Origin of the sequence: Flavobacterium ginsengiterrae (assembly GCF_039539785.1) — a bacterium.
GTDB classification, from domain to species: domain Bacteria; phylum Bacteroidota; class Bacteroidia; order Flavobacteriales; family Flavobacteriaceae; genus Flavobacterium; species Flavobacterium ginsengiterrae.
Window position 1 is genome coordinate 169,318 of record NZ_BAABDU010000007.1, and the last position, 25,547, is coordinate 194,864.

Annotated in this window: 23 protein-coding genes; 16 read left to right on the top strand and 7 right to left on the bottom strand. The window is 31.5% G+C overall.

Annotation, left to right across the window (positions count from 1 at the left end):
* The first annotated feature begins 17 nt into the window (after window positions 1-17).
* From ABD859_RS20110 to ABD859_RS20155, 10 genes are all read left to right on the top strand, one after another.
* Complete coding sequence (locus ABD859_RS20110) at window positions 18-899, top strand: hypothetical protein (protein ID WP_345146442.1); 882 nt, start codon at window positions 18-20, stop codon at window positions 897-899.
* Window positions 896-2,212 carry an alpha-1,2-fucosyltransferase gene (locus tag ABD859_RS20115; RefSeq protein ID WP_345146443.1) on the top strand — a complete coding sequence of 439 codons (1,317 nt, stop codon included), beginning with the start codon at window positions 896-898 and terminating at the stop codon, window positions 2,210-2,212. Before ABD859_RS20110 ends, ABD859_RS20115 begins: the two co-directional genes overlap by 4 nt.
* Window positions 2,213-2,214: 2 nt before the next feature.
* Window positions 2,215-3,384, top strand: a complete 1,170-nt coding sequence (locus ABD859_RS20120; protein WP_345146444.1) for a glycosyltransferase family 4 protein — start codon at window positions 2,215-2,217, stop codon at window positions 3,382-3,384.
* Window positions 3,381-4,922: a glycosyltransferase family 2 protein gene (locus tag ABD859_RS20125; protein WP_345146445.1), complete on the top strand. Its 1,542-nt coding sequence runs from the start codon at window positions 3,381-3,383 to the stop codon at window positions 4,920-4,922. The genes ABD859_RS20120 and ABD859_RS20125 overlap by 4 nt, the downstream gene beginning before the upstream one ends.
* Complete coding sequence (locus ABD859_RS20130; RefSeq protein ID WP_345146446.1) at window positions 4,922-5,932, top strand: glycosyltransferase family 2 protein; 1,011 nt, start codon at window positions 4,922-4,924, stop codon at window positions 5,930-5,932. The genes ABD859_RS20125 and ABD859_RS20130 overlap by 1 nt, the downstream gene beginning before the upstream one ends.
* Window positions 5,919-6,926: a glycosyltransferase gene (locus tag ABD859_RS20135; RefSeq protein WP_345146448.1), complete on the top strand. Its 1,008-nt coding sequence runs from the start codon at window positions 5,919-5,921 to the stop codon at window positions 6,924-6,926. The genes ABD859_RS20130 and ABD859_RS20135 overlap by 14 nt, the downstream gene beginning before the upstream one ends.
* A 77-nt stretch (window positions 6,927-7,003) precedes the next feature.
* On the top strand, window positions 7,004-8,038 hold the full coding sequence (locus ABD859_RS20140) for a glycosyltransferase (RefSeq protein ID WP_345146450.1): 1,035 nt from the start codon (window positions 7,004-7,006) through the stop codon (window positions 8,036-8,038).
* Window positions 8,039-9,139, top strand: a complete 1,101-nt coding sequence (locus ABD859_RS20145; RefSeq protein WP_345146452.1) for a glycosyltransferase — start codon at window positions 8,039-8,041, stop codon at window positions 9,137-9,139.
* A gap of 6 nt (window positions 9,140-9,145) precedes the next feature.
* Entirely contained in the window at window positions 9,146-10,495 is a 1,350-nt protein-coding gene (locus ABD859_RS20150; RefSeq protein ID WP_345146454.1) for an O-antigen ligase family protein, read from the top strand.
* 57 nt (window positions 10,496-10,552) lie between these two features.
* Window positions 10,553-11,947: a sugar transferase gene (locus ABD859_RS20155; RefSeq protein ID WP_345146456.1), complete on the top strand. Its 1,395-nt coding sequence runs from the start codon at window positions 10,553-10,555 to the stop codon at window positions 11,945-11,947.
* Here ABD859_RS20155 and ABD859_RS20160 read toward each other — a convergent pair whose 3' ends face one another.
* Both ABD859_RS20160 and ABD859_RS20165 read right to left on the bottom strand, forming a co-directional pair.
* A complete protein-coding gene (locus ABD859_RS20160; RefSeq protein ID WP_345146457.1) occupies window positions 11,948-13,087 on the bottom strand; it encodes a lipoprotein N-acyltransferase Lnb domain-containing protein in 1,140 nt (379 codons plus the stop codon).
* A 33-nt stretch (window positions 13,088-13,120) separates the two neighbouring features.
* Entirely contained in the window at window positions 13,121-14,188 is a 1,068-nt protein-coding gene (locus ABD859_RS20165; protein WP_486320595.1) for a putative type IX sorting system protein PorV2, read from the bottom strand.
* A gap of 222 nt (window positions 14,189-14,410) precedes the next feature.
* On the opposite strand from ABD859_RS20165, the gene ABD859_RS20170 reads away from it, so the two are divergent.
* Window positions 14,411-15,127 (top strand): CDP-alcohol phosphatidyltransferase family protein, encoded by a 717-nt coding sequence (locus ABD859_RS20170; protein WP_345146459.1) that lies wholly within the window; start codon window positions 14,411-14,413, stop codon window positions 15,125-15,127.
* 10 nt (window positions 15,128-15,137) lie between these two features.
* Window positions 15,138-15,974: a glycoside hydrolase family 25 protein gene (locus tag ABD859_RS20175; RefSeq protein WP_345146460.1), complete on the top strand. Its 837-nt coding sequence runs from the start codon at window positions 15,138-15,140 to the stop codon at window positions 15,972-15,974.
* 77 nt (window positions 15,975-16,051) lie between these two features.
* Here the strand turns inward: ABD859_RS20175 and lptB are convergent, their stop codons facing one another.
* The 4 genes from lptB to ABD859_RS20195 form a co-directional block, all read right to left on the bottom strand.
* Window positions 16,052-16,792, bottom strand: coding sequence for an LPS export ABC transporter ATP-binding protein (gene lptB / locus ABD859_RS20180; protein WP_345146463.1), 741 nt, complete (start codon window positions 16,790-16,792; stop codon window positions 16,052-16,054).
* 142 nt (window positions 16,793-16,934) lie between these two features.
* Window positions 16,935-17,285 carry a carboxymuconolactone decarboxylase family protein gene (locus tag ABD859_RS20185; RefSeq protein WP_012022390.1) on the bottom strand — a complete coding sequence of 117 codons (351 nt, stop codon included), beginning with the start codon at window positions 17,283-17,285 and terminating at the stop codon, window positions 16,935-16,937.
* Window positions 17,278-18,093 (bottom strand): twin-arginine translocase subunit TatC, encoded by an 816-nt coding sequence (gene tatC / locus ABD859_RS20190; protein WP_345146466.1) that lies wholly within the window; start codon window positions 18,091-18,093, stop codon window positions 17,278-17,280. Before tatC ends, ABD859_RS20185 begins: the two co-directional genes overlap by 8 nt.
* Complete coding sequence (locus tag ABD859_RS20195; protein ID WP_345146467.1) at window positions 18,093-19,058, bottom strand: KpsF/GutQ family sugar-phosphate isomerase; 966 nt, start codon at window positions 19,056-19,058, stop codon at window positions 18,093-18,095. Before ABD859_RS20195 ends, tatC begins: the two co-directional genes overlap by 1 nt.
* 88 nt (window positions 19,059-19,146) lie before the next feature.
* Here ABD859_RS20195 and recQ point away from each other — a divergent pair, with 88 nt between their 5' ends.
* A complete protein-coding gene (gene recQ, locus ABD859_RS20200) occupies window positions 19,147-21,342 on the top strand; it encodes a DNA helicase RecQ (protein WP_345146468.1) in 2,196 nt (731 codons plus the stop codon).
* A 129-nt stretch (window positions 21,343-21,471) separates the two neighbouring features.
* On the opposite strand, the gene ABD859_RS20205 is transcribed toward recQ, so the two are convergent.
* Window positions 21,472-21,711: a hypothetical protein gene (locus ABD859_RS20205; RefSeq protein WP_345146469.1), complete on the bottom strand. Its 240-nt coding sequence runs from the start codon at window positions 21,709-21,711 to the stop codon at window positions 21,472-21,474.
* A gap of 316 nt (window positions 21,712-22,027) precedes the next feature.
* On the opposite strand from ABD859_RS20205, the gene ABD859_RS20210 reads away from it, so the two are divergent.
* The 3 genes from ABD859_RS20210 (at window position 22,028) to ABD859_RS20220 (ending at window position 25,481) form a co-directional block, all read left to right on the top strand.
* Window positions 22,028-23,587: an NAD(P)/FAD-dependent oxidoreductase gene (locus tag ABD859_RS20210; protein ID WP_345146470.1), complete on the top strand. Its 1,560-nt coding sequence runs from the start codon at window positions 22,028-22,030 to the stop codon at window positions 23,585-23,587.
* Between the two features lie 79 nt (window positions 23,588-23,666).
* Window positions 23,667-24,365 carry an SMI1/KNR4 family protein gene (locus ABD859_RS20215; protein WP_345146471.1) on the top strand — a complete coding sequence of 233 codons (699 nt, stop codon included), beginning with the start codon at window positions 23,667-23,669 and terminating at the stop codon, window positions 24,363-24,365.
* A 27-nt stretch (window positions 24,366-24,392) separates the two neighbouring features.
* Window positions 24,393-25,481: a DUF6630 family protein gene (locus ABD859_RS20220; RefSeq protein WP_345146472.1), complete on the top strand. Its 1,089-nt coding sequence runs from the start codon at window positions 24,393-24,395 to the stop codon at window positions 25,479-25,481.
* Window positions 25,482-25,547 lie beyond the last annotated feature (66 nt).

Consider the following 25,547-nt stretch of genomic DNA (forward strand, 5'->3'; position numbering starts at 1 on the left):
AAATAGACGATCATTTAATGAACAAATTTCTATTACATACTATAAAAATTTTAATCGTATTAGTTGTAGTAATGTTTCTTCTTGATGCCTTGTATACGAGCATGTACATGCAATGTAAAAACAGAGGTAAAATAGATCAGATATATAATGTTAGAGAAAGAAAATACGACGTTGTTATTTTAGGTTCATCAAGAGCGAATAATCATTTTGTAGCTCAAATGTTTATTGATAAGGGATTAATGACATTTAACTACGGAATGAGCGGTTCTAGTTTATTTGAAACATCTCTAGTTTTAAAGCTTATGATTGAAAGAAAATGTATTATAAAAAATGTAATTCTTGATGCTGATTTAAATTTGGCAGGCGACAATCAATCAGAAGGAATTTCCTCTAGATTTTTACCTTATATACATAATTCAAAAATTACTAAAGAGCATTTTATTTCGACAAACAATTTCAATAACCTTTATTATATCCCGTTTTACAGATACATAAAATATGAGAACAGAATAGGATTTAGAGAAATGTTTTTTAATGCGATACACAAGAAAACAATTCATATAAGTAATCATGGGTATATGGCACTAGAACATGTTGGAGATCAAAAGATGACGTTTAATATGTCCAAAATTAGCCCTTTGCCACACAATAAATATTACGAAGAAATAAGAAAGCTTTGTAAAGAGAATAATATTAATTTTATTCCGGTTATGTCACCAATGTGTAAGTATGCTGTGGGAATGGATTATTTTAAAAAAGTAAAAAAAATGTATCCGGAAATTTATAATTATGAAAATGTTGTTGCAGAAGATAAATATTTTGCTACTTGCGGCCACATGAATGATAACGGGGCAAAAAAGTTTACAAGCATAATTTTAAAAAACTTTTTTCACAAATGATAACCTATAGTAAATTAGGTAAAAAAGGCAATTTGGGAAATCAGCTTTTTCAAATTGCGTCTACTATTGGTATTGGGCGGGCTAATAATCAAGAATTTTCGTTTATAAAATGGAAATATCAGGATTATTTTAAAAATAAATTACCACTGTTTTCATCAGATTTAGAAGGGTTTGTAAATATCGCAGAAAAAGAATACAACTATCATGAATGGAATTTAACAAATGAAAATTATGATCTTTCCGGCTGGCTTCAAACAGAAAAGTATTTTGATGTAGAGCTTACTAAAAATTATTTTGAATTTTCAGATTCTTTGATAGACTCTGTAAAGAAAATATATGCCAAAGCTTTTGAAAAACGTACTATTTTAATATCCATAAGAAGAGGAGATTTTGTAAATCATCCAGACTATCTCCAACTGCCAATACATTATTATCTCAATAGTCTTGCACATTTTTTTCCAGAGTGGGATTCTTGCAGTTTAATTATTTTAAGTGATGATATAAAATATTGTAAATATCATTTTTCATTTTTAGAAAATGCGTTTTTTGGAGATGGACTTAATGAAATACAACAGCTTTGCTTAGGAACTTTGTGTGATGATTTTATAATAAGTAATTCCACTTTTTCATGGTGGACAGCATGGCTGGGTGAAAAAAAAGATTCTAAAATAATAAGGCCTTTTAAAAATTTCGATGGAATAAAAAGCCTCGAACTTAATGATAAAGACTATTATCCTCAAAGATGGATTCAGTATAATCATACAGAAGAAAAAATAACATTAGAAAATTTGAGTTTTTGTATCAAATCAAATAGCTGCAGAGAAGAAATTAAAATTTATTTATCTGATTATTTTGATTTAGAATTTATTTCAGACGAAGAAGAAGTTCAAAATAACAATGATATTTATTTTCTGAAAAGAGATTATTTTTTACCGCCTCTTTTAATTTATTATTCCTTCTTAAAGTTAAAAAAAGAAAACATTAATTTAGTTGCTAATAATGTAATCAGGGTTTTTAAAGTCTCAAAACCTTTAAATTATAAAGAATATTTGCTACAAAAAGATTTTGGACTTTTTTCTAATATTTTTTCATTTTCAAGTAATAAGAAAACAAGAAAAAATAATTCTGAGGTATATTTAAAAAGAAAGATATGTAATCAATCGAATTTAGAACAAAAAATAGAAACATCTGTTTATTTTTCTGCAGGAAAATTTTCTAAAATAGGAGGTTATAGTTACAGTTTTAAAGGTTTTATAAAAAGAAAAAAAACACAAATAAAGAAGAATATTAAACAATTGCTTTTAAAGAAATAATTATGATACCAAATCTTCATTTGGGCTATCTAGTCTCACATTATCCCCATAAAGCATTTGGACATGATGGAGGTATTGGTACAAGTGTTTATACGTTAGTAGAAAAACTTAGACAATCTAATATCACAGTTTCTGTTTTCGTTTATGGACAAAAACAAGATTTTTTAATTGAAGAAAAAAATCTAACCATATACAGTATACAAGATAGTAACGTTAAATTTTTTAAATTCTATTTTAACAGAAAAAAAATTGAAAAATTTGTCACTTCAATTATTTTACAAAAAAAAATTCAATGTTTAGAAGTGCCAGACTGGACAGGAATAACCGCTTTTATGAATTTTAAAATTCCGGTAATTATTCGTTTGCACGGCAGTGATGCTTACTTTTGTTATTTAGAAAACAGAAAACAAAAGTTTAAAAATTTCTGGTTCGAAAAACTGGCACTTAAAAATGCAAAAGCTTATATCGCTCCAACCAATTTTGCAGGAGAAGTTTCAAAAAAGATTTTTAAGATACGCGAAAAAAAAATTACAACAATTTATTCTGGATTAGATTTACAGAATTTTAAAAATGATTCACCTCTGATTTTCGAAAAAGGTTTGATTTTATATGTTGGTACTTTAATTAGAAAAAAGGGAGTTTTAGAACTGCCTATAATTTTTAATAAAGTTAGAAAAGAATATCCAGACGCAAAGTTAGTATTGATTGGCAGTGATGCACATGATATAAAAACAAATTCCGTTTCTACCTGGAAATTAATGCAGGATAAGTTTATTGATAATGATTTAAAGCAGGTATCATATTTAGGTAAACTTCCCTATGTAGAAGTACAGGAATATATTAAGAAAGCAAATGTTTGTGTTTTTCCAACTTTTGCAGAAACTTTAGGAATGGTAACAATTGAATCTATGGCAATGCAAAAAGCGGTTGTTAATAGTAATATTGGCTGGTCGCAAGAACTTATTATAGATGGGAAAAGTGGTTTTTTAGTACATCCTGAAAATCATGACTTATATGCAGAAAGAATAATTCAATTATTAAGAGATAATTTACTTTGCTCAAAAATTGGAGAACAAGCATTATTAAGAACAAAAGAAAAATTTGATATTAATAAATTAGTAAATGATAATATTGCGTTATATAAACATATTATAAGTCAAGAGCAAAAATGATAGTTGTATATCATAAAAATAATAAAGTTGTTCATATAGAATGTCAAGGAAATAATATTTCTTTTGAAAATACATCTATTTCAAAAATATTATTTCAATTAGCTGAAAAACATCAGGAGAAATGGATTATTTGGTGCCATGTAAATGAAAAGGAGAATTTGAATTTTGATAGGTTTGACATTATTTTTTATCATCAAAAAATAATGACATCTTATAATGTTTTACAAAATACATTTTTACCAGAAGCCATAGGTTATGTTGAAGAAACACCATTTATAAAAATTAATAAAGAAGTAAAATATCCTACATGGCAGATGAGCAGTATCGCTGGAGGTATTCATGCCTCTGTTTTATTTGCCTTAAAGGATGAAGTTTTTCCAGATAATAATTTTGATTATTTCTTAAATTCATTCGCAAAATTAGCAATGCCTAAAGGATTGTTTTGTTATTCAGATCCAGAACTTTTAAAAAAAAATTCTCAAACTGAACAAAAGATTAAAAAAAACGATTACACCTTATTTCGTTTTGTTAAACAGCATTATAAATCAAGCTGGGTATTTTTACTTTTTTTGGATTTGTTTCTTTATGAAAAAAAGGTACTTGTACTTCCTATGCTGTTTAGTTTGTTTTTTTCTAAAAGAGAACTAAAAAATGACTCTTTAGTTAAAATTCAGGCTCAATCAGTTAAAAAAGTCATTCATACAAAAACGATCGATGTATTAATTCCAACTATTGGCAGGAAACAATTTTTATACGATACATTAAAAGATTTATCAAAACAGACTTTAATTCCTGAAAATGTTATTATAGTAGAACAGAATCCTGAAATTGCAAGTGTTTCAGAGTTAAATTATATTCAAAATGAATACTGGCCTTTTAAAATAAAACACATTTTTACACACCAGCCGGGTGCTTGTAATGCTCGAAATTTAGCATTGGCAGAAGTAAAAAGTGAATGGATATTTATGGCAGATGATGATATTAGACTAGATGCAGACTTTTTAGAACGAAGCTTTTCTTTTATTGAAAAGCAAGGCGCAGAACAGGTTACCTTTGGATGTTATGCGCCTGACTATGCTGAAAAAAGTAAAATTAAAGAAATATTGCAATGGTCTGGTTTTGGTTCAGGTTGCAGTATTGTAAAATCAGTAAATGTGAAATCTATTATATATAACACTGGCTTTGAATTTGGATATGGTGAAGACAGTGATTTTGGCATGCAGTTAAGAAACTCAGGTTTTGATATTCTTTTTAGTCCAGTTCCTGAAATTATACATCTTAAAGCTCCGATGGGAGGGTTTAGAACAAAACCGGTTTTAGCGTGGCATAAAGACATTATACAGCCAAAACCATCACCAACAATAATGTTATATAAAATGCTAAACCTAAGCAAAGAACAGGTCAATGGTTATAAAACTGTTTTATTTTTTAAATACTATAAATTTCAAGGTATCAAAAATCCAATAAATTATTATAAGAATTTTAGAAAACAATGGGGGAAAAGTGTTTTTTGGGCTAATCAATTAAACAAAAAATAATGAATTTTTCCTTGATTATTTGCACATACATGCGCCCCCAGCCACTGCTTGAATTGATGCTTTCAGTGCAAAAACAAACGTTATACCCTAATGAGATTTTAATTATCGATGGATCTGATAATAAAGAAACGGAATCACTTTTATTAAACAATAAATTTGATAATTTAAGTTATTATCTGGTTTCACAAGAACTCAGAGGGCTTACAAAACAAAGAAATTTTGGAATTTCGCAATTAAATTCAAATTGTGAAATTGTTTGTTATCTTGATGATGATACTGTTTTAGAATCCAATTATTTTCAGGAAATTATAAAATCATTTCAAGAAAATGCAAATGTTGCGGGTGTTGGTGGAGTTGCTATTAATGATTTTAGATGGAAGAAACAAAAGGAAAATGTATCGTATGATCCTAAAAAATATTATTTGTTCGAAGGCTATTATTATAAAGAAGGAATAAGAAATGTTGTGCGAAATTATCTAGGACTTGCTTCTCATTTAGGTTCTGGTAAGATGCCCGATTATTCACATGGAAGAACTTCAGGATTTCCTTTAACAGGAAAAACATATGAAGTAGATTTGCTCATTGGAATGTCGATGGCATTTAGAAAAACAGTTCTTGATACAATAAAATTTTCTAGATTTTTTGAAGGTTACGGATTATATGAAGATGCCGATTTTAGTTTAAGAGCATTAAAATTTGGTAAAATGGTTATTAATACAAATGCAAGATTATCTCATTTTCATGCAGAATCTGGACGCCCAAATCAGTATAAATATGGTAAAATGGTAGTTCGTAATGGCTGGTATGTATGGCGTATAAAAAATCCAAGTCCTACATTAAAGGATCAATTTAAATGGAATGCGATAACACTTCTGTTAACTGTAATTAGATTTACCAATGTGTTAACCGAGAAAAATAAAAAAGCAGCTTTTACTGAGGCAGTTGGAAGAACTATAGGCTGGTGGAGTTTATTATTATTAAAAAAACCACATTTAAATGAACAATATTAAAAAGGTTTACATTTTTGGTTTATTTAATGCTTTTTATGATTCATTTTATATAAAAGGAATTCAGGATTTATTTGGTAAGAATAAAATAGAATATAATGTATCTCTATTTCCTCGTTTTAAACAAAATACATTTGCTGTAATTTTTAAATATAATGATAATACAGAGTATAAAGTTATCATAGATTCGAGAGATGCTGCAGATATTTGGAAAGATGAATTGTTGTGGTGTGATGTTTATGGAAAAATTAATTACAATATAGCTGAAATTCCTGCTGATTTGGGTTCTAAAATAATACCTATAGGACCGAGTTTTGGAATAAAGTTTTTTAATCTGTACGAATCATTGTTTTTAGGACTAAAGAATACCCTTAGTTTTAGAAGTGTGTTATTAAATCCTAAAGATTATTTAGCCAATTACTGGAGACAATACAAAAGATTGCCATTAGAAGATTATTATATCAAAGAAAAAGTTTTAGAAAAGTATGTTTTTTTTATTAGCTCAATTTGGAAAAAAGAATTTCAGACTAATACGAATAGAGCAAACTTTATAAAAGCTTGTAAAGATAGCTCATCTGTATTATTTGAGGGAGGCCTTGCTCCTAGGAAAGATGGTGATAATTTGGGTTTTGATGCGCTTTTAACTACTGGCAGATTTAGCTTACAATCGTATTTTTCTAAAACCAAAAAATCGGAATTTGTTTTTAATACACCAGCTGTATTATCATGTCATGGCTGGAAATTAGGAGAATTTCTTGCAATGGGAAAAGCAATTATTTCAACATATCATACAAATGTTCTGCCTTCTCCATTAGAAAATGGAATTCATATTTTATATGTTGATAAAAATCTACTTCAGGATTATTCAGAAAAAATAGCACATTTAATTAATAACACACAAAAAAGACAAGAATTGGAGGATAATGCTTTTGCTTATTTTAAAAAGCATTTAGAACCTAAAGTAGTGATTAATAAACTTGTAAACTTTCAAGATTGAAATTTTTAATAATTACACATGTAGATCATTTCGTGTCCAATAATCAATATTTTGGATATGCACCATATGTTCGTGAAATGAATATTTGGCTTAAATATGTTGATGAGGTAACAATCGTTGCTCCGCTTGTAAAAGGGAATGAAACTAAGATTGATTTAGCGTATGAGCATTCAAATATTAAATTTAAAAAAGTACCCGGTTTTAGTTTTACCAGTTTTACAAATAATTTAATTTCATTGTTTAAATTACCAATAATTTTTTGGGAGGTATTTTGGGCAATAAAAAATACAAATCACATACATTTACGCTGTCCTGGTAATATTGGTTTAGTTGGCTGCGTTGTTCAAATTTTTTTTCCATCTAAGATTAAAACGGCTAAATATGCAGGAAATTGGGATCCTGCCAGTAAACAGCCTTGGACATATCGATTGCAAAAATATATATTAAATAATTCTTTTTTAACTAAGAACATGCAGGTTCTGGTTTATGGAGAGTGGCCCCAATATTCAAAAAATATCAAGTCTTTTTTTACAGCAACTTATTCTAATTCAGAAAAAGAGATTATTAATAAAGCATATTTAGAACCTTTGCATTTTATTTTCACAGGGAGCCTTGTAAAAGGAAAAAATCCTATGTATGCCGTTGAATTGCTTGAAAAAATAATAATGAAAGGTAATAATGTGATCTTTAATATATATGGTGAGGGAAATGAAAGAAAAAATCTAGAAGATTATATTCAAGCAAATAATTTACAAAACAACATTTTTTTGCATGGAAATCAAGATAAAGAAAGTCTTAAAGCTTCATATCGAAAAAGCCATTTTGTAATATTGCCGTCAAAAAGTGAAGGCTGGCCAAAAACATTGGCGGAAGGTATGTTTTGGGGTTGTGTGCCTATTGCGACAAAAGTTTCTTGTGTGCCTTTTATGTTAGATCAAGGAAATAGAGGTATTTTATTAGAGATGGATTTAGAAAAAGATTTAAAACAAATTCAGGAAATTATTGAAAATAGAAAAACTTTTCTAAACAAGAGTAAATTAGCTGAAACCTGGTCGCAGAAATTCACAACTGATAGTTTTGAAAAGGAAATTAAAAAGTTAATATTGAAATAAATGAGAGTTGTTCAAATCATTGATTCTTTAGAAACAGGAGGAGCCGAAAGAATGGCAGTAAATTATGCAAATGCTTTATCAAATCGAATTACGTTCTCAGGGCTTATTGCCACCAGAAGTGAAGGAATGCTTTTGTATAATGTTCATGAAAAGGTTTCATATCAATTTTTAAATAAAAAGAAAAGGATTGATATTAAAGCTATTTTTCGATTACGAAGGTATTTAAAAGAGAATAAAATAGATTTTATACATGCACACAGTTCTTCTTTTTTTATTTCTGTATTAGTAAAAATGACTCTGCCAAAAATTAAAATTATTTGGCATGATCACTATGGTATTTCTCAAGACTTAACTTTAAGAAAAGATATAAGCTTAAAACTTGGTTCTCTTTTTTTTAACGGAATTATTTCTGTAAATACAGCTTTAAAGAAATGGGCTGAATCTTATTTGTTTTGCCCTTATGTTGTCTATCTTCCAAATTTTATTGACCAATCTTTAAATTCGAATAAAAAACTATCATTATTTGGATCACAAGGAAAAAGAATTGTTTGTGTTGCCAATTTACGTCCTCAAAAAAATCATGAGTTATTGCTTAGAGCAGCAGGTTTAATTAAAAATAAATATCCTGATTGGACATTTCATTTATTTGGTAAAGATTTTAATGATTCGCATTCTGAAAAACTGAAAAAAATACTTGAGACTTCAAAACTTCAAAGTAATGTTTTTTTTTATGGAGCGGTAAATAATGTAGTTTCTGCATTAGAGCAATCAGATATCGCTGTTTTAACTTCACTTTCAGAAGGGCTTCCCCTTGCAGTTCTAGAATATGGATTGCAAAAATTACCAGTTGTTGCAACTAATGTAGGAGATATATCAAAAGTAATAACAAATGAAAAAGAAGGAATAATTATTGAGCCGAACAATATTGAAGAATTGGTAAAATCAATTTCTGGTTTGATTGATAATGAAAACAGAAGAAAAGAAATGGGAGAAGAATTATATAAAGCGATAATGTCTAATTATGGTGAAGAAGTAATTATAAGAGAATATATTTCGCAGTTAAAATCTTTAATTAATTTTGCTGCTCTAAGAGAGATCTAAAAATTGATGAAAAACAGCAAACGATTATATATTTATTTTCTTATTATTCATGCTTTAATAGCATTAGCCGTTTTTATTTTGCCATTTTTGTCAAAAATTTATGCTGTTTTAATCCCTATAGCTGGATTATATTTAATTTCGAAAAATAAAAACAAAAATAATGAAGTTCTTTTAGTATCAGCCTATTTAGTTGGAGTTGAAGTTTTTCTTAGAATGACAGGAGGTAATCTTAATAATGAATATGTAAAATATAACATTATTTTTTTTATGCTTTGCGGCATAGTTTACAGCAGTTTTTCTATAAATGCTATAATTTATTTGTTTTTTATTATATTACTAATACCATCCGTTTTAATAACATTTAATGAAGCTGGTGCTAATTTAGATATACGTAAAATATTGCTTTTTAATCTTTCTGGGCCGATATGTTTAGGCATTAGTGCTTTATATACTTTTAAACGAAAAATTTTACTTAATGATTTACAGAACATTTTGATTACAATGGGGTTGCCCATTTTAACAACAACTGTATACTTGTTTTTGTATACGCCAAGTATAAAAGATGTAGTTACAGGAACCCAGTCTAATTTTGAAACATCAGGTGGATTTGGCCCTAATCAGGTCTCTACAATTTTAGGATTAGGAATGTTTATATTTTTTACTAAAATAATTTTATTCTCAAAATCAAAAATTGAAATAATTATTAATTGCGCCTTGCTGGCTTTTATTAGCTATCGCGGAATTGTAACTTTCTCTCGTGGAGGTATTATGACAGCAATCGCGATGATTGTACTTCTTTTAGGGATATTATTTTATCATTCCAATGCAGCAGGTAAGAAGAAATTTACTGTTGTTTTTGTTTTAACTGCTTTATTAGGTGTAGGTGTATGGACATATAGCTCACTGCAGACAAGTGGATTGATAGAAAAGCGTTATGCTAATCAAGATGCGAGAGGAAGGGTTAAAAAAGATCGTTTAGGAGGACGTGAAGAAATTATGAATACAGAAATTAGTTTCTTTTTGGATAATCCTGTTTTGGGAATAGGTGCAGGAATGGGTAAATCAAAAAGAAACGAAGAATTTAATATTCAGGCAGCTTCACATAATGAAATAACCAGAATGTTTAGCGAACATGGTTTGTTTGGAATTCTTGGATTATTAATCCTAGCGATTACTCCGTTTATACTATATATTAATAATCGCCAGCATTTGTACTTTTTATCCTTCTTTATATTCTGGCTTCTCACAATAAACCATGCTGCAATGCGAATTGCAGCACCAGCATTTGTTTATGCATTATGCCTGCTTTCTGTTCAGGTAAAAATTCCTGAAAAAACAGAATCGACTATTAGGTAAATTGTTTTTTTATAATACATTTGCCTCGAATTAAAGCCCTTAAATCTACATAAATATATGCGTTCAAATAGGAAAATGCATTTCGAAATTTCAGAACGAAAAGTTTTGCTTTTTGCATTTGATGCCTTGTTTGTTATTGGAATTCTTTATCTTTTAAACTTATTTTTTGAGTTTCATTATTTCGCATTCGAAAGCAGTACTATTTATAGACCCTTTATATTTGTTGGCTATTTGTTAGTTTTTGGGACTATCTTTGAAATGTACAATCTCCAGATTGCCAGCAATCAGTTTCAAATAGTAAAAAGTGTTGTGCTTGCAGTTTCTGCTGCAGTTTTGGTATATCTTCTTACTCCGGTTTTATCTCCAGAGCTTCCAAAACAGCGTTTAGTCATTGTTATTTTTTATTTTGCAATACTTCTTGTAATTCTCATGTGGCGTTTTTTCTATGCTATTTTTCTTGCATCACATAGATTTTCTCAAAATGTTATTTTAATATGCGGCAAAGATCAGGTTGAAGAATTGGTTTCCGGACTTGAAAATGTTGATCCGCATTACAGAATAATTGGTTTTGTAAATTCAGATTCAAATTCAGAAAAAAATGCCAATTTTCATTATTTAAAAGAAATCAAGAAAAGTTATCTGGAACGGTTTGTTGTTAAGCATAATGTTTCGGAAATAGTAATTGCGTCTCAAAAAACAGATGGTATTACTGCTGATTTGTATCAACAGTTACTTCATCTTCTTGAGTCAGGAAATGTTATTAGAGAATATACTCAGGTTTACGAAAGTAAAACACAACGTATTCCTGTGCATTATATAGAAAGAGATTTTTACCGCTTTTTCCCTTTTAGCCGAAGTAATAATAATAAGTTATACTTGTTTTTAATTCGATTCTTAGAATTGGTTTTTTCTTTTACAGGCTTGTTAATCTGCTTTGTTTTTATTCCTTTTATTTTTATTGGAAATCTTTTAGCCAATGAAGGAAGTCTTTTTTACACTCAGGAAAGAGTTGGTAAAAACGGTGCTGTTTTTAAAATTTATAAATTCAGAACCATGATTGAAGCTTCGGAAACAAATGGTGCTGTTTTTGCCGTTTTAAATGATAAACGTATAACTCCGTTTGGTAAATTCATGCGTAAATCCAGAATCGACGAATTACCGCAGTTTTTTAATGTTTTAAGAGGCGATATGGCAGTAATTGGGCCAAGACCCGAAAGACCATTTTTTGTAGACGAAATAGCTAAAATAATGCCTTTTTACGAAACACGTCATGTAATTAAACCGGGACTCACCGGCTGGGCACAGGTAAACTATTCGTATGGAGAATCTATAGACGAAAGTTTAATAAAACTGCAATACGACTTATATTACATCAAACACAGAAGCATATTTCTCGATTTGAGTATTACTTTTAAAACAATAACAACCGTATTGTTTTACAGAGGACAGTAATTAAATAATTATTGGAATAGGTTTTTTATTTCTAATACCAATTCTTACCAAAGCAAACCCGCTTGTAATTATCATGGGCAGTACAATTAAAAAATGAGCTTTGTTTATCATAAATATGCTGTAAACGATTAGAAAAAGAAAATGTAAAACAGCAAATCTATAAGTCCATTTTTTATTTTTAATAATTGAAAATAAAAGTAAAATCAATAACAGCGGACTAAATAACAATACGTTGTAATTCATTGCCAGTTCTTGGTGTAAAGAATAAAATCCCATCGTTACAAAAAATACTCCCATTAAACCCAAAATCAAAAGATAGATTTTGTCTACAATCTTGTTGTGAACCACAACGACAAATCCCAAAATAAATAAATAAGTGTAAATGTTATTCCACCATGAAGCTGGAGTTTCTTTTTCAAAACTTAAAAGAGTTTTACTTTTTCCTGCTAAAAGACGACTTTGAAAAGTAGTTTCGTCTAAACTGTTTTTTAAATCAAAAGGAAGAAAAATTCTGGTCGCCAACTGATCTACTTTGGTTCCAAAAATAATACTCGTTCCTAGTTGATCGTAAAAATGACCCTTGAAATAAGGAAACAAAACAGATCGATAGGTTTTATCAGTATCTTCTTTTTTTACAATCACATTGCCTCCTAAAGTCGAATTAATGACTTCTACAACCATCGAAGTACAGTTTCTGTCAATAAATTTATAGGTGTAATAACGCTCATCTGACAATAAAACTGAGTTTAATTTGTCAAAAAGTTTTTGTTTTAAATCCTGAGAAATCAATAATTCCTGCTCAAAAACACTTCTTTTTTCATAAGTGTAATCATTTATGAAATCAGCAAAAGAATGTGCAACTACAAAATACTGCAGATCGCCTTTTGCAAACTTGGCAACAAAATTTGGAGTTCTAAAGTCAAAAGCGCCATAGTTGTAAACGAGATCAAGATTGTTTACAGGATCTGCAACACGAATGGCAGTATGTCCAAAATAAGAATAGGTTTCATTTCCTAATCCGCAAGTAATGACGCTTACTTTGGCATAGTTTGATAAAGGTACATTTTGGCCAAAGCCAATCGTAAAACTTAATAATAATAGTAAACTAAAAAGTGTTTTTTGTAAAATGACTTTTTTCATGATTTAAAATTTTAAAAAGTTTTGAAATTATAATTATCTAAAAATACCAAGATCTACTTTTATCGAAAATATGTTCGAATAAAGTGCTGCACTCTGGTTTCCTAAATCAGTTAAAGCATAGTCAACCTGAATGCCTTTGTATTTAAAACCAAGACCAATATTAGGCTGAAAACTTAATTTCTCAGTATTATCTAACTGCATTACATTTTGAAAATTTCCTGCTCCGGCTCTTAAAAAAACAAGATCAGTATAGCCAAATTCAAAACCAACGGCAGGATCTATACTTACAGCTTTAGTAGAAATTATATCCTTAGTTTGTTCAAAACGCATATTTAAATTTACAGCGGTCAAAAGACTGTAATCGTTGTGAAACTCAAATTTTCTCGAAACTCCCAGTTGTGCTTTTGGCAGCGTAATTTCTGTACTTTCTGGTAATTCGTTATTTTCTCCCGGAATAGCGTCGGCAATTTTTTTGTATTCTTCCTCGTCAATATTCCAAATATTATAGGTTGTGGTAATATCGCGCAGCATTAGACCAAATTTCCAGTCGTTGTGTGCAAACTGAAGTCCCACATCAAAACCAAAACCCCATGAATTAGCAAATTTTCCAATAACTCTTCTTATAACTTTAGCATTTACACCATACTGAAAACCTTCAACAGGAAGTTTTCTGGCATAAGAAAAAGTAAAACCGTAATCAGCCGTAGAAAATAATTTAATTCTGTTGTAATCAATATTTCCTTGGCTGTCAATTAGCTGAGTTGTATCCATGATGTCATCAACTCCAAAACGAATCATCGAAATTCCCCAGGCGCTTCGATCGTCGATTGGACTTGCATAACCAATAAAGTCATATTGAGCAATATTAGCAAAATAACTGGCATGCATTAAAGAAAGCTGATGATCTTCAAGATTTGTTAAACCAGCGGGATTCCAGTAAACTGCATTTACATCATTTGTAGAAGCCGTAACTGCGCTGGACATTCCTAATGCTGCAGCATCGACACCAATATTCATAAACTCATTCGAATATTTTCGAACGGTTTGTGCATATTGCGAAGTAAAACTCCAAAATAATAAAAACGCAAAAAGTTTTTTCAAAAGTTAGTTTTTTGCAGACTGAGGCCTGTTTTTAAATTTTCATCAAAAATAGAATATTTTACGTTTCTAATTTGTTCCTTTTGAGAAATATTGCGAAAGAATCGTTTTGCCAGATAATTGGTGATATTCTATTTAGACTTTAGTAACATTTTTTATTACTAATGGTAATATTCTTGTTTTTTATGCGAAATTTGCTGTTCAATATTTATCAAAATCAAAAACATGAATATCAAAAAACACATCCCGAATTTAATCACTTTAATAAATCTTTTTTGTGGCTGCGTTGCAATAGTTTTTATTTCCAAAGCTAATTATGAAATGGCTTTTTACATGGTTTGTCTTGGTATCTTTTTTGATTTTTTTGATGGATTTTTTGCCAGATTATTTAAAGTTTCCAGTCCGCTTGGGCTTCAGCTGGATTCATTGGCAGATATGGTAACCAGTGGTGTTGCTCCGGGTTATGTAATGTACACTTTATTCTTAAAAAGCGCTCATCCTCATGATGTAATTGCATCATCATTTATACCATTTATAGGATTTATAGTAACATTAGGTTCTTGCTATAGATTAGCAAATTTTAATATCGACACACGTCAGACAGATTCATTTATTGGGTTGCCAACACCGGCAAATTCACTTTTTATTATGAGTCTTCCTTTGGTTATTCAATTTTCAGACTCATTAATGATTTTTGAAATGCTGACGAATCATTGGGTTCTGTTAGGAATTACTTTATGTAGTGCTTATATCTTAAATGCCGAAATTCCGTTGTTTTCATTAAAAGTTAAGAAATTCAATATTAAAGATAATGCGCTTCAGATTGTCTTTTTGGTAATTTCTTTAATTTTAGCCTTATTGCTTCATTTTACAGCGGTGCCGTTAATTATTATTTTCTACGTATTGCTTTCAATTGTAAATAATATCTTTTTGAAAAAGTAGTTTTATTCGAATGGCAAGAAGAACGATCAGAAAAAAACAAGGAAGATCTTTTTTCAGCAAAGTAATTCGCTTTATCGTATTTTCTTTGCTGATGGTGCTTTTCATCGGAACAATTTATCATTATCGTGCCGGACTGGCTTACTATCTCGGTTTTAAAACGAATAAGGTTTTAGAAGAAGATGAGGTTGATAAGCATCTTTCGGATGTGCGTAATATTCGTGTTCTTGAAAACCACAAAGGAAAAGTGGTTGGAATTGACGTGTCTGAATTTCAGGGAAAAGTAGATTGGAAAGAAGTTGAAATTCTGGACGAAAAATATCCTGTACAATTTGTCTTTATTCGTGCTACAGCCGGAAATGATCGTGTAGACCGACAATTTAAAAGAAATTGGGAAGGGGCAAAGGAAAATAAAATTATTCGCGGAGCTTACCATTATTATCGTCCAAACGAAAACTCAATAGAACAAGCAGATCTTTTTATTAAAACTGTCAAATTACGAACGGGAGATCTTCCGCCGGTTTTAGATATTGAAAAATTGCCTAAAAATCAGCCTTTAGACAGTTTGAAGAAAGGTTTAAAGCGCTGGCTGGCTAAAGTAGAAAAACATTATCAGGTTAGACCGATAATTTATTCTGGGGAAAGATATTATTCTGATTTCTTAAAAGAAGAATTTGGAGAATATTTATTCTGGATTGCCAATTATAATTTTTACAGAGAAAAAATTGAAGATGACTGGCTGTTTTGGCAGTTTACAGAAAAAGCTTCTCTGCCGGGAATTAAACATCGTGTTGATGTAAATATTTATAATGGAGATATTGAACAGCTGCAGTTTATTACTGTTGAGTAGAAGTATTCAGTGTTCAGTTTTTTAGTGTTCAGTTTATCACTGATTACTAAAAAAACTGAACACTGAACACTAAAAAATTAAAACTCCAATTTCTTCTTACGAAGCTCGAAGTTTTGTCCAAGATAAACACGGCGAACCATTTCATCTTCTACTAATTCTTCCGGAACTCCTGCTTTTAGAATTCCACCTTCGAACATTAAATATGTTTTGTCAGTAATCGCTAATGTTTCCTGAACGTTGTGGTCAGTAATTAAGATTCCGATATTTTTGTTTTTTAACTGCGCCACAATTCGTTGAATATCCTCAACCGCAACTGGGTCAACTCCGGCGAAAGGTTCATCTAAAAGGATAAACTTTGGGTCAGTTGCCAATGCACGTGCAATCTCTGTACGACGACGCTCACCTCCCGAAAGCAAATCACCTCGGTTGGTGCGAATATGTTCTAAACTGAATTCTTCAATTAAACTTTCCATTTTGGCAATCTGCTCTTCTTTAGAAAGTTTGGTTAATTGCAGTACACTTAGAATGTTATCTTCAATACTTAGTTTTCTAAATACAGAAGCTTCCTGTGCCAGATATCCAATTCCCTGTTGTGCACGTTTGTACATAGGATAATCGGTAATGTTTAAATTATCAAGGTAAATATTTCCCTGATTTGGTTTTACCAATCCCACAATCATGTAAAAAGAAGTTGTTTTTCCGGCACCGTTTGGGCCTAAAAGTCCAACAATTTCTCCTTGGTTTACTTCAACAGAAATTCCTTTTACAACACTTCGTCCTTTATAGGTTTTTATTAAATTATCGGCTCTTAGCTTCATTTGTTCAATTAGATAATTAGGTAATTTTATAATGAGATAATTGTATCTCGATTGGGCAAAATAAGGTAAAATAAATTAATTCATTAAATCAATTAACATAACGTGTAGAATTATCTAATTGATTAATTGTCAAATTATCTCATTATTTTCCGGCTTCTTCAAGAGCTTCCCAGAATTCGTATGCTCTTCTTAAATGCGGAATTACGATTGTTCCTCCAACAAGAGTTGCGATTCCCATTGCTTCCATCATTTCTTCTTTAGAAATTCCTTCTTTGTAGCTTGTTTCTAAATGGTATTTTACACAGTCATCACATCGTAAAACTGCAGAAGCCACTAAGCCTAAAAGTTCTTTTGTTTTTACATCAAGAGCTCCCGGTGCATAAGCATTGGTATCAAGATTAAAAATTCGCTTTACAATTTTGTTATTGTCAGCTAATAATTTTTCGTTCATTTTAGAACGATAGTCGTTAAATTCTTGAACTAAATCAGACATTTTCTTTTAATTTATTTTTATAAACAACCTTCGAAATCCAAATACTGAGTTCGTAGATAATTAACATTGGAATGGCAACAATCGTCTGGCTCACAACATCTGGCGGTGTTACAATTGCTGCAATAATCAGGATGATCACGACAGCGTATTTCCAATATTTTCTTAAGAATTGAGGGGTTACTAATCCTAATTTGGTTAAGAAATAAATAGCAATTGGAAGTTCAAAAAAGATGGCGCTTCCTAAAATACTTGTTTTTACCATTCCCATATAAGATTCAAGTGTAAACTGGTTTTTTACCACATCACTCACAGAGAAAGTGGCAACGAAGTTTACAGACATTGGGATTACTACAAAATACCCAAACAATACTCCTAAGAAGAAAAGGAGAGAAGAAACAAAGATGAATGTTTTTGCATTTTTTCTTTCTTTCTCATAAAGAGCAGGGCTGATAAATTTCCAGATTTCCCATAAAATATATGGAAAACTCAGGATGAAACCTGCCAGAAGACACATCCACACAAAAATGTTAACCTGACCTTCCATTTCGGTATTCTGAATAATAAAATTCAGTTCGGTAATACAAATACTGTCTGCAAAACCTAATGAATGTGATAAGTCGCAAAACCAGACATACGTAAAGAATGTTGGTCTGATTGGACCTAAAATAATCTGATCAAATAAATAATCACTAATAAAATAAGTAACAAATGCCATGATGCATGTTGCAAGTGTACTTCTAACCAATAACCATCTTAATTCTTCAAGATGATCTAAAAATGACATCTCGCCAAGGTTTTTCTTTGCCATTATACGATTCCTTCTTTTAAAATGTCATGTAAATGTAATACTCCTTTGTACTCGCCGTTGTCAGCTACGATAAGCTGTGTAATAGAAAAATCTTCTAAAATATTTAAAGCCTCAACTGCCATAGTCTCTGATGAAACTATTTTAGGATTTTTAGACATAATATCTCTTGCAGTTAAGTCCGCAATAGTATCTACGTCGTTTAGCATTCTTCGGATGTCTCCATCTGTAATGATTCCAATAATTTTGTTGTCTTCAATTACCGCAGTAACACCCAGTCTTTTTTCAGAAATTTCAAAAATTGCCTTTTTGATAGAAGTTTCCGGCGTTACCATTGGTTTTAATGAATGCTCTATCATGTCTTTTACACGAAGCAATAATTTTTTTCCTAACGCACCTCCAGGATGATAAACTGCAAAATCTTCGGGTTTAAAATCACGCATTTCCATTAAACATACAGCCAGCGCATCGCCCATTACAAGTTGTGCTGTTGTGCTGTTAGTTGGTGCTAAATTAATTGGGCAGGCTTCAGTATCTACTGTAGTGTTTAAAACAAAATCAGAACCTTTTGCTAAAAAAGAAGTAGTATTTCCTGTTATTGCGATTAATGTATTTCCAAAGCGTTTTAATAACGGAACCAAAACTTTAATTTCAGGACTGTTCCCGCTTTTTGAAATGCAGATAATAATATCGTCATTCTGAATCATTCCTAAATCGCCATGAATAGCTTCGGCAGCATGAAGAAACATTGATGGTGTTCCGGTAGAGTTAAAAGTAGCCACCATTTTTTGTGCAATTATGGCGCTTTTTCCTATTCCCGTAACGATTAAACGGCCTTTGGTTTCATAAATACGCTGCACCGCTTCGAAGAAATTTTCGTCAAGAAAATCAATCAGCTTTGTAATTGCTTCGCTTTCAGAAAGTATGGTTTTTTTGGCGATTGCCAGTATATTTTCTTTTGTAATCAAAACAGAATATTTAAAATTTGTAGGTATAAAAGAAAGTTGTATCTTTATGTGTTGCAAATTTATACAAAAATATCCATTTAAATAAAGAATGAATTCAAACGAAATTGAAATACACAAGGAATTAAAGAAGTATTTCGGCTTTAGCCAATTTAAAGGCTTGCAAGAGCAAGTCATTACGAGTATTTTAGGTAAAACGAATACTTTCGTAATTATGCCTACGGGCGGCGGTAAGTCTCTTTGTTATCAATTGCCCGCTTTAATTCAGGACGGAACAGCCATTGTTGTTTCTCCTTTGATTGCTTTGATGAAAAACCAGGTCGACGCAATTCGAAGCCTTTCCTCAGAAAACGGAATTGCGCATGTGTTGAATTCCTCTCTTACCAAAACAGAAATTGCACAAGTAAAAAAGGATATTTCCTCAGGTTTAACTAAATTATTATATGTAGCTCCGGAATCTTTAACAAAAGAAGAATATGTAGCGTTTTTACAAAGCGTGCCCATTTCTTTTGTTGCAATCGACGAAGCGCACTGTATTTCAGAATGGGGACATGATTTTAGGCCGGAATACAGAAATCTTAGAAGTATTATTAAACAATTAGGAAAGGTACCTATTATAGGTCTTACCGCAACTGCAACTCCAAAAGTGCAGGAAGATATTCTTAAAAATCTGGATATGTCTGATGCTAATACTTTTAAAGCATCATTTAACAGACCTAATTTATATTACGAAGTACGTACAAAAACAAAAAGTATCGAATCTGATATTATTCGGTTTATAAAACAACATAAAGGCAAATCAGGAATTATTTACTGTTTAAGTCGTAAAAAAGTAGAATCTATTGCCGAAGTTTTACAGGTAAACGGAATCAGCGCCGTTCCGTATCACGCAGGTTTAGACGCTAAAACCCGCGCCAAACATCAGGATATGTTTTTGATGGAAGATGTAGATGTTGTAGTTGCAACAATTGCATTCGGGATGGGAATCGACAAACCAGACGTTCGTTTTGTAATTCACCACGATATTCCAAAATCACTAGAAAGTTATTATCAGGAAACCGGACGCGCCGGACGTGATGGAGGAGAAGGACACTGTCTTGCTTATTACTCTTATAAAGATGTAGAAAAGCTGGAAAAATTCATGTCAGGGAAACCAGTTGCCGAACAGGAAATTGGTTTTGCACTTTTACAGGAAGTTGTGGCTTACGCCGAAACTTCAATGTCGCGTAGAAAGTTTCTTCTGCATTATTTCGGAGAAGAATTTGACAGCGAAACCGGAGAAGGTGCTGACATGGACGATAACGTTCGTAACCCAAAAAATAAAATCGAGGCAAAAGATCAAGTTGTTAAACTTCTTGAAATTGTGCGCGACACCAAACATATTTACAAATCAAAAGAAATTGTGTTTACTTTAATAGGTCGTATTAACGCCGTTATTAAAGCACACAAAACAGATACTCAGCCGTATTTTGGTTCTGGATCAGACCACGACGAAAAATACTGGATGGCATTGCTGCGACAAGTTTTAGTAACAGGATTATTGTCTAAAGACATCGAAACATACGGAGTAATAAAAATTACTCAGGAAGGTTTGGATTTTATCAAAAAACCAGCTTCGTTTATGATGTCTGAAGATCATGAATACACAGAAGCCGATGACGAAACTGTAGTAACCGGAGGAAAATCTTCTGGTACATCAGATGAAGTTTTAACCGGAATGCTTCGTGAACTTCGTAAAAAAGTAGCCAAAAAACTGGGAGTGCCGCCGTTTGTAGTTTTTCAGGATCCTTCACTGGAAGATATGGCATTAAAATATCCTATCACGTTACAGGAATTATACAATATTCATGGCGTTGGTGAAGGAAAAGCTAAAAAGTACGGAAGCGAATTCGTGGCTTTAATCAGCCGTTATGTTGAAGATAATGATATTATTCGCCCAGACGATTTAGTTGTAAAATCTACCGGAGTTAATTCTGCCAACAAACTATACATTATTCAAAATATCGATAGAAAACTTCCGTTAAGCGATATTGCTTCGGCAAAAGGCTTAACAATGGATGCTTTAATTAAGGAGATGGAACAAATCGTTTATTCCGGAACCAAATTAAATATCAAATACTGGCTTGATGATATTTTAGATGATGACCAGCAGGAAGAAATCCACGATTATTTCATGGAATCAGAATCTGATAAAATAGAAGATGCCTTAAAAGAATTCGACGGCGACTATGATATCGATGAATTGCGTTTGATGCGTATTAAATTTATAAGCGAAGTAGCGAACTAAAAGTTAAATTCCAACCCTTTAGGAATTCCAAATAAAAAATTCCAAATTCCAAACTTTCGAAGTAATTGGAATTTGGAATTTTATTTTTAAGTATTTCAATTTTGGAATTTGGAATTTAAAAATTGGAATTTAACCTTCATATAATTCCCCTCGATGCGGTTTCAAAGCATCTCTTACCTGAATCATATTTTCATCGGTTACAACCATAAATGCTGTGGCATGCATATCGTTTACGATTTTGAATCCTGTAATATTTAAAGGCAGTTTTTCAATCGTAATATATTCTTTTAGGTGAATTTCGTGATGTTCGGCTGTTTTTGCAGAAGCCGGTCCGCGAAAATCCCAAATCAATTTTATTTTTCTAGACATTTTTTAAAGGTGCAAAGGTTCAGAGTGACAAAGGTACAAAGTCTTTTTTAAAGGTTCTAAAGTTCTGAGATGCTAAGTTTCTGAGTTTTTTCTGTAGAGACGCACAGCTGTGCGTCTACGCAACGAATATCCACAATATGTTAGACGCACTGCAGTGCGTCTCTACGATATGACTTGTCTCGAAAATTCTAAAATCCGTTTGGTTCTATGGTGATCTGCATGCAAATTTTATAGGAAATATAAAATCTCATTTCAAAATAGTACTTTTGCATCTTCTTTTCATAGAAAGAAAAGCTAATAGAATAAACATAAAAAAATGCCTAAAGAACTTTTACTTCAAGTATCACCGGAAATTGCTGCAAACGAATCATTGCTAAAAGATCATTTGTCTAAGCAGATTAAAGTTTCTCCAAAAGAAATTCAGCATGTTTCGATTTTAAAACGCTCTATTGACGCACGTCAAAAAGCGATTAAAATCAATTTGAAAGTACTTATTTATTTAAAAGGCGAACCTTTTCAGGAAAACAAATTAGAACTTCCTAAATATAAAGATGTTTCTTCTGCACAAGAAGTTATTGTGGTTGGAGCAGGTCCAGCCGGACTTTTTGCCGCTTTGCAGTTAATCGAATTAGGTTTAAAACCAATTGTACTTGAACGAGGAAAAGACGTTCGCGGACGCCGACGTGATCTTAAAGCTATTAACCGTGAACATATTGTAAACGAAGATTCGAATTATTGTTTTGGAGAAGGTGGAGCAGGAACTTATTCTGACGGAAAATTATATACACGTTCTAAAAAACGCGGTGATGTAACCCGAATTTTAGAACTTCTGGTTGCTTTTGGTGCTTCTGAAGATATTTTGGTTGAAGCGCATCCGCACATCGGAACCAATAAACTGCCAAAAATAATTGAAGATATCCGAAATAAAATTATCGAATTTGGAGGTCAGGTTTTATTTGATACCCGTGTAACCGATATTTTGGTGAAAAATAATGAAGTCGAAGGAATCGTAACACAAAACGGAGATAAAATTCACGCCAATAAATTAATCTTAGCGACAGGACATTCTGCTCGTGATATTTTTGAATTATTAGATAAAAAGAAAATTTTAATAGAAGCAAAACCTTTTGCGCTTGGAGTTCGTGCAGAACATCCGCAGGAATTAATCGATAGCATTCAATACAGCTGTGATTTCCGCGGAGAACATTTACCACCGGCACCATACTCAATTGTAAAACAAGTGAATGGACGTGGTATGTATTCGTTTTGTATGTGTCCGGGAGGTGTAATTGCGCCATGCGCTACAAGTCCGGGAGAAGTAGTTACAAACGGTTGGTCGCCATCTAAACGAGATCAGTCAACAGCAAATTCAGGAATTGTAGTAGAATTAAAACTGGAAGATTTTAAACCTTTTGCAAAATTCGGCGCTTTGGCCGGAATGGAATTTCAAAAAAGTATCGAACAAAAAGCATGGCATTTAGCTGGACAGACTCAAAAAGTTCCGGCACAGCGAATGATCGATTTTACTCAAAATAAAGTTTCGGCAGATATTCCAAAAACATCGTATGTTCCCGGAACCACTTCGGTTGAACTGGGACAGGTTTTTCCAGGATTTTTGTCACAGATTATGCGTCAGGGATTTCAGGAATTTGGAAAATCAATGCGTGGTTATTTAACTAACGAAGCAATTTTGCACGCGCCGGAAAGCCGAACTTCGTCTCCCGTTAGAATTCCTCGAGATCCTATGACTTTAGAACATTTGCAGATAAAAGGATTGTATCCTTGCGGAGAAGGTGCGGGTTATGCCGGTGGTATTATTTCGGCTGCAATCGACGGCGAAAAATGTGCCTTAATGATTGCTGAATCTTTGAAATAATTGCTGGCGGGTTGTTTTTTGTAGTAAAAATAACATTATATTTGAAGTTTTACTTTTATTACTTCAAGAATTTTTAGAGATGACACTGCAAGACATCGAAATAAAACACAATTTTGAATTCCCTCTTTTATATAAACAATTAGATAATGACGGAATGCTCAATATTGGCGAATATGGACCAAATTGGTATGCTGAAGTTTATCCTTTACTTAAGCAAAACCCTTCTTTACTTCTACATTCTTATGATTTTGAACTGTTAAATTCGAAATCAGTAAATGAGGCAATTGAAGAGTTGCAAGATCCGGAAGATTATCGTCAAGTTAAAAAAGAATTTAAATTTATTCCTTTTGCACAAAGCGGGGCAGGAGATCATTATTGTTTTTTTGTTAACGAAGAAAAAGATGGTAATATTCCCATTGTGTACCTTTGGCATGACTCAAACGAAATAAATTATCTGGCAAAAAACCTTCAGGATTTTATTTTTAAAATGATTTTGACAGATATGGCTAATCAGGATCTTTATAATAAAGTTAGCGATGAAGAGTTTAGAAATAATATTGAATCAGTATTTAGGACTCATAAAAAATACTTAAGTACTGAGCAGAATAATGTTTTAGCAGATATATTAAATCGTGAAATTATTGATTACGAAATCCAGCTTCCAAGAATGAAAGAGCCAGCCAGAGGATTGCTTACAGATTTAGAATTAAAAACTCTTTTGGATCAAATTATTCCTTTTGAAAAAATGGATCAAAGTTTTGAATATTCAAACGAATAATTATCAGCATTAATAAATATATTTTCTATGAAAAGCTTTTTCACTAATTTATTTAATAGAAACAACGATCCAAAGTCAATTATTTCTTTTGATGTTATTGATCCCATTTATTCGCATTTATATAATGTGCAATCAAACCTTGAATTTAAGGTAAAAGGAATTAAAGATAATGTCTCTGTCAATTTATATTATTTCCCCGGATCGTTAGATCATGAAGAAGGCCGGGCAGAAATTAAAAAAGCGGGTTTCAATAATCCATACGAAGTTTTAAACGAACTTTATAAAAAGATGAACATCAGCGTTCTTTCTCAGGAAACTATCGAGGAAGGATTGGAATACGATTTTATACATATTCAGTTTTATTCTGAACCGACTTCAGAAGAAAAAAAGTTCTTTAAACAATCCATAAAAAATTTCACATTCTTTTTTTGTTGTACCAACAGCTTAGAAATAAACGATTTTAAAATTCTGTATTCCGGACAGCATTTCTTTGATTATGCAAAAGGACTTTTAGACAGTGAATTATTAGATTTTGAAAATCCAAAGAATGAAAGTCAGGCAAAAGGAATAAATGATCTAAAGTTGGTTTTGCAGGGAATCTGCCAGTATTTAAATATTGAAATTCCGGAAACGGTTGAACTTCCTTCGTCTGAAAATTTAGTTGAAGTTTCAAAAGTTGATCTGGAAACTTTTGAAGAGTTTATTACGCTGATTTCGAGAGGAAATATTGAAGAAGGAGAACGTAAAGAGCAAGCAGAAGAACTTTTTATAAACTACAAAAGACCTGATGACGATTATTACGAAATAATGGAAGGTCATTTTGCCCTTTTCGAAAATATAGATGCCTGGAACAGCGACTGGAAATTTGATCCGGAAGATGCAGAGTATTTTATATCTGAAATGATTGGCGAGGATTTAAATTTTGAATATCCCGAAGAAACCTACAGTCACGATTTGTTTCCGTATATACAAACGGCTCTAGAAAAACGAGGGCTTGAATTAATGAGTTATGATACAAAAGGAGATAATTATTTGTTTTTCTTAGCAAATAAAGAAGATGTCGGCAGAATTTTAGAATTGTCTGAATTGACAAAAATTGAAATTGATAAATTATAATGAAAACCGCTTTTAAGCGGTTTTTTATTTTAGTATGAAAAAAGAACTTTAACAATCATATAATTT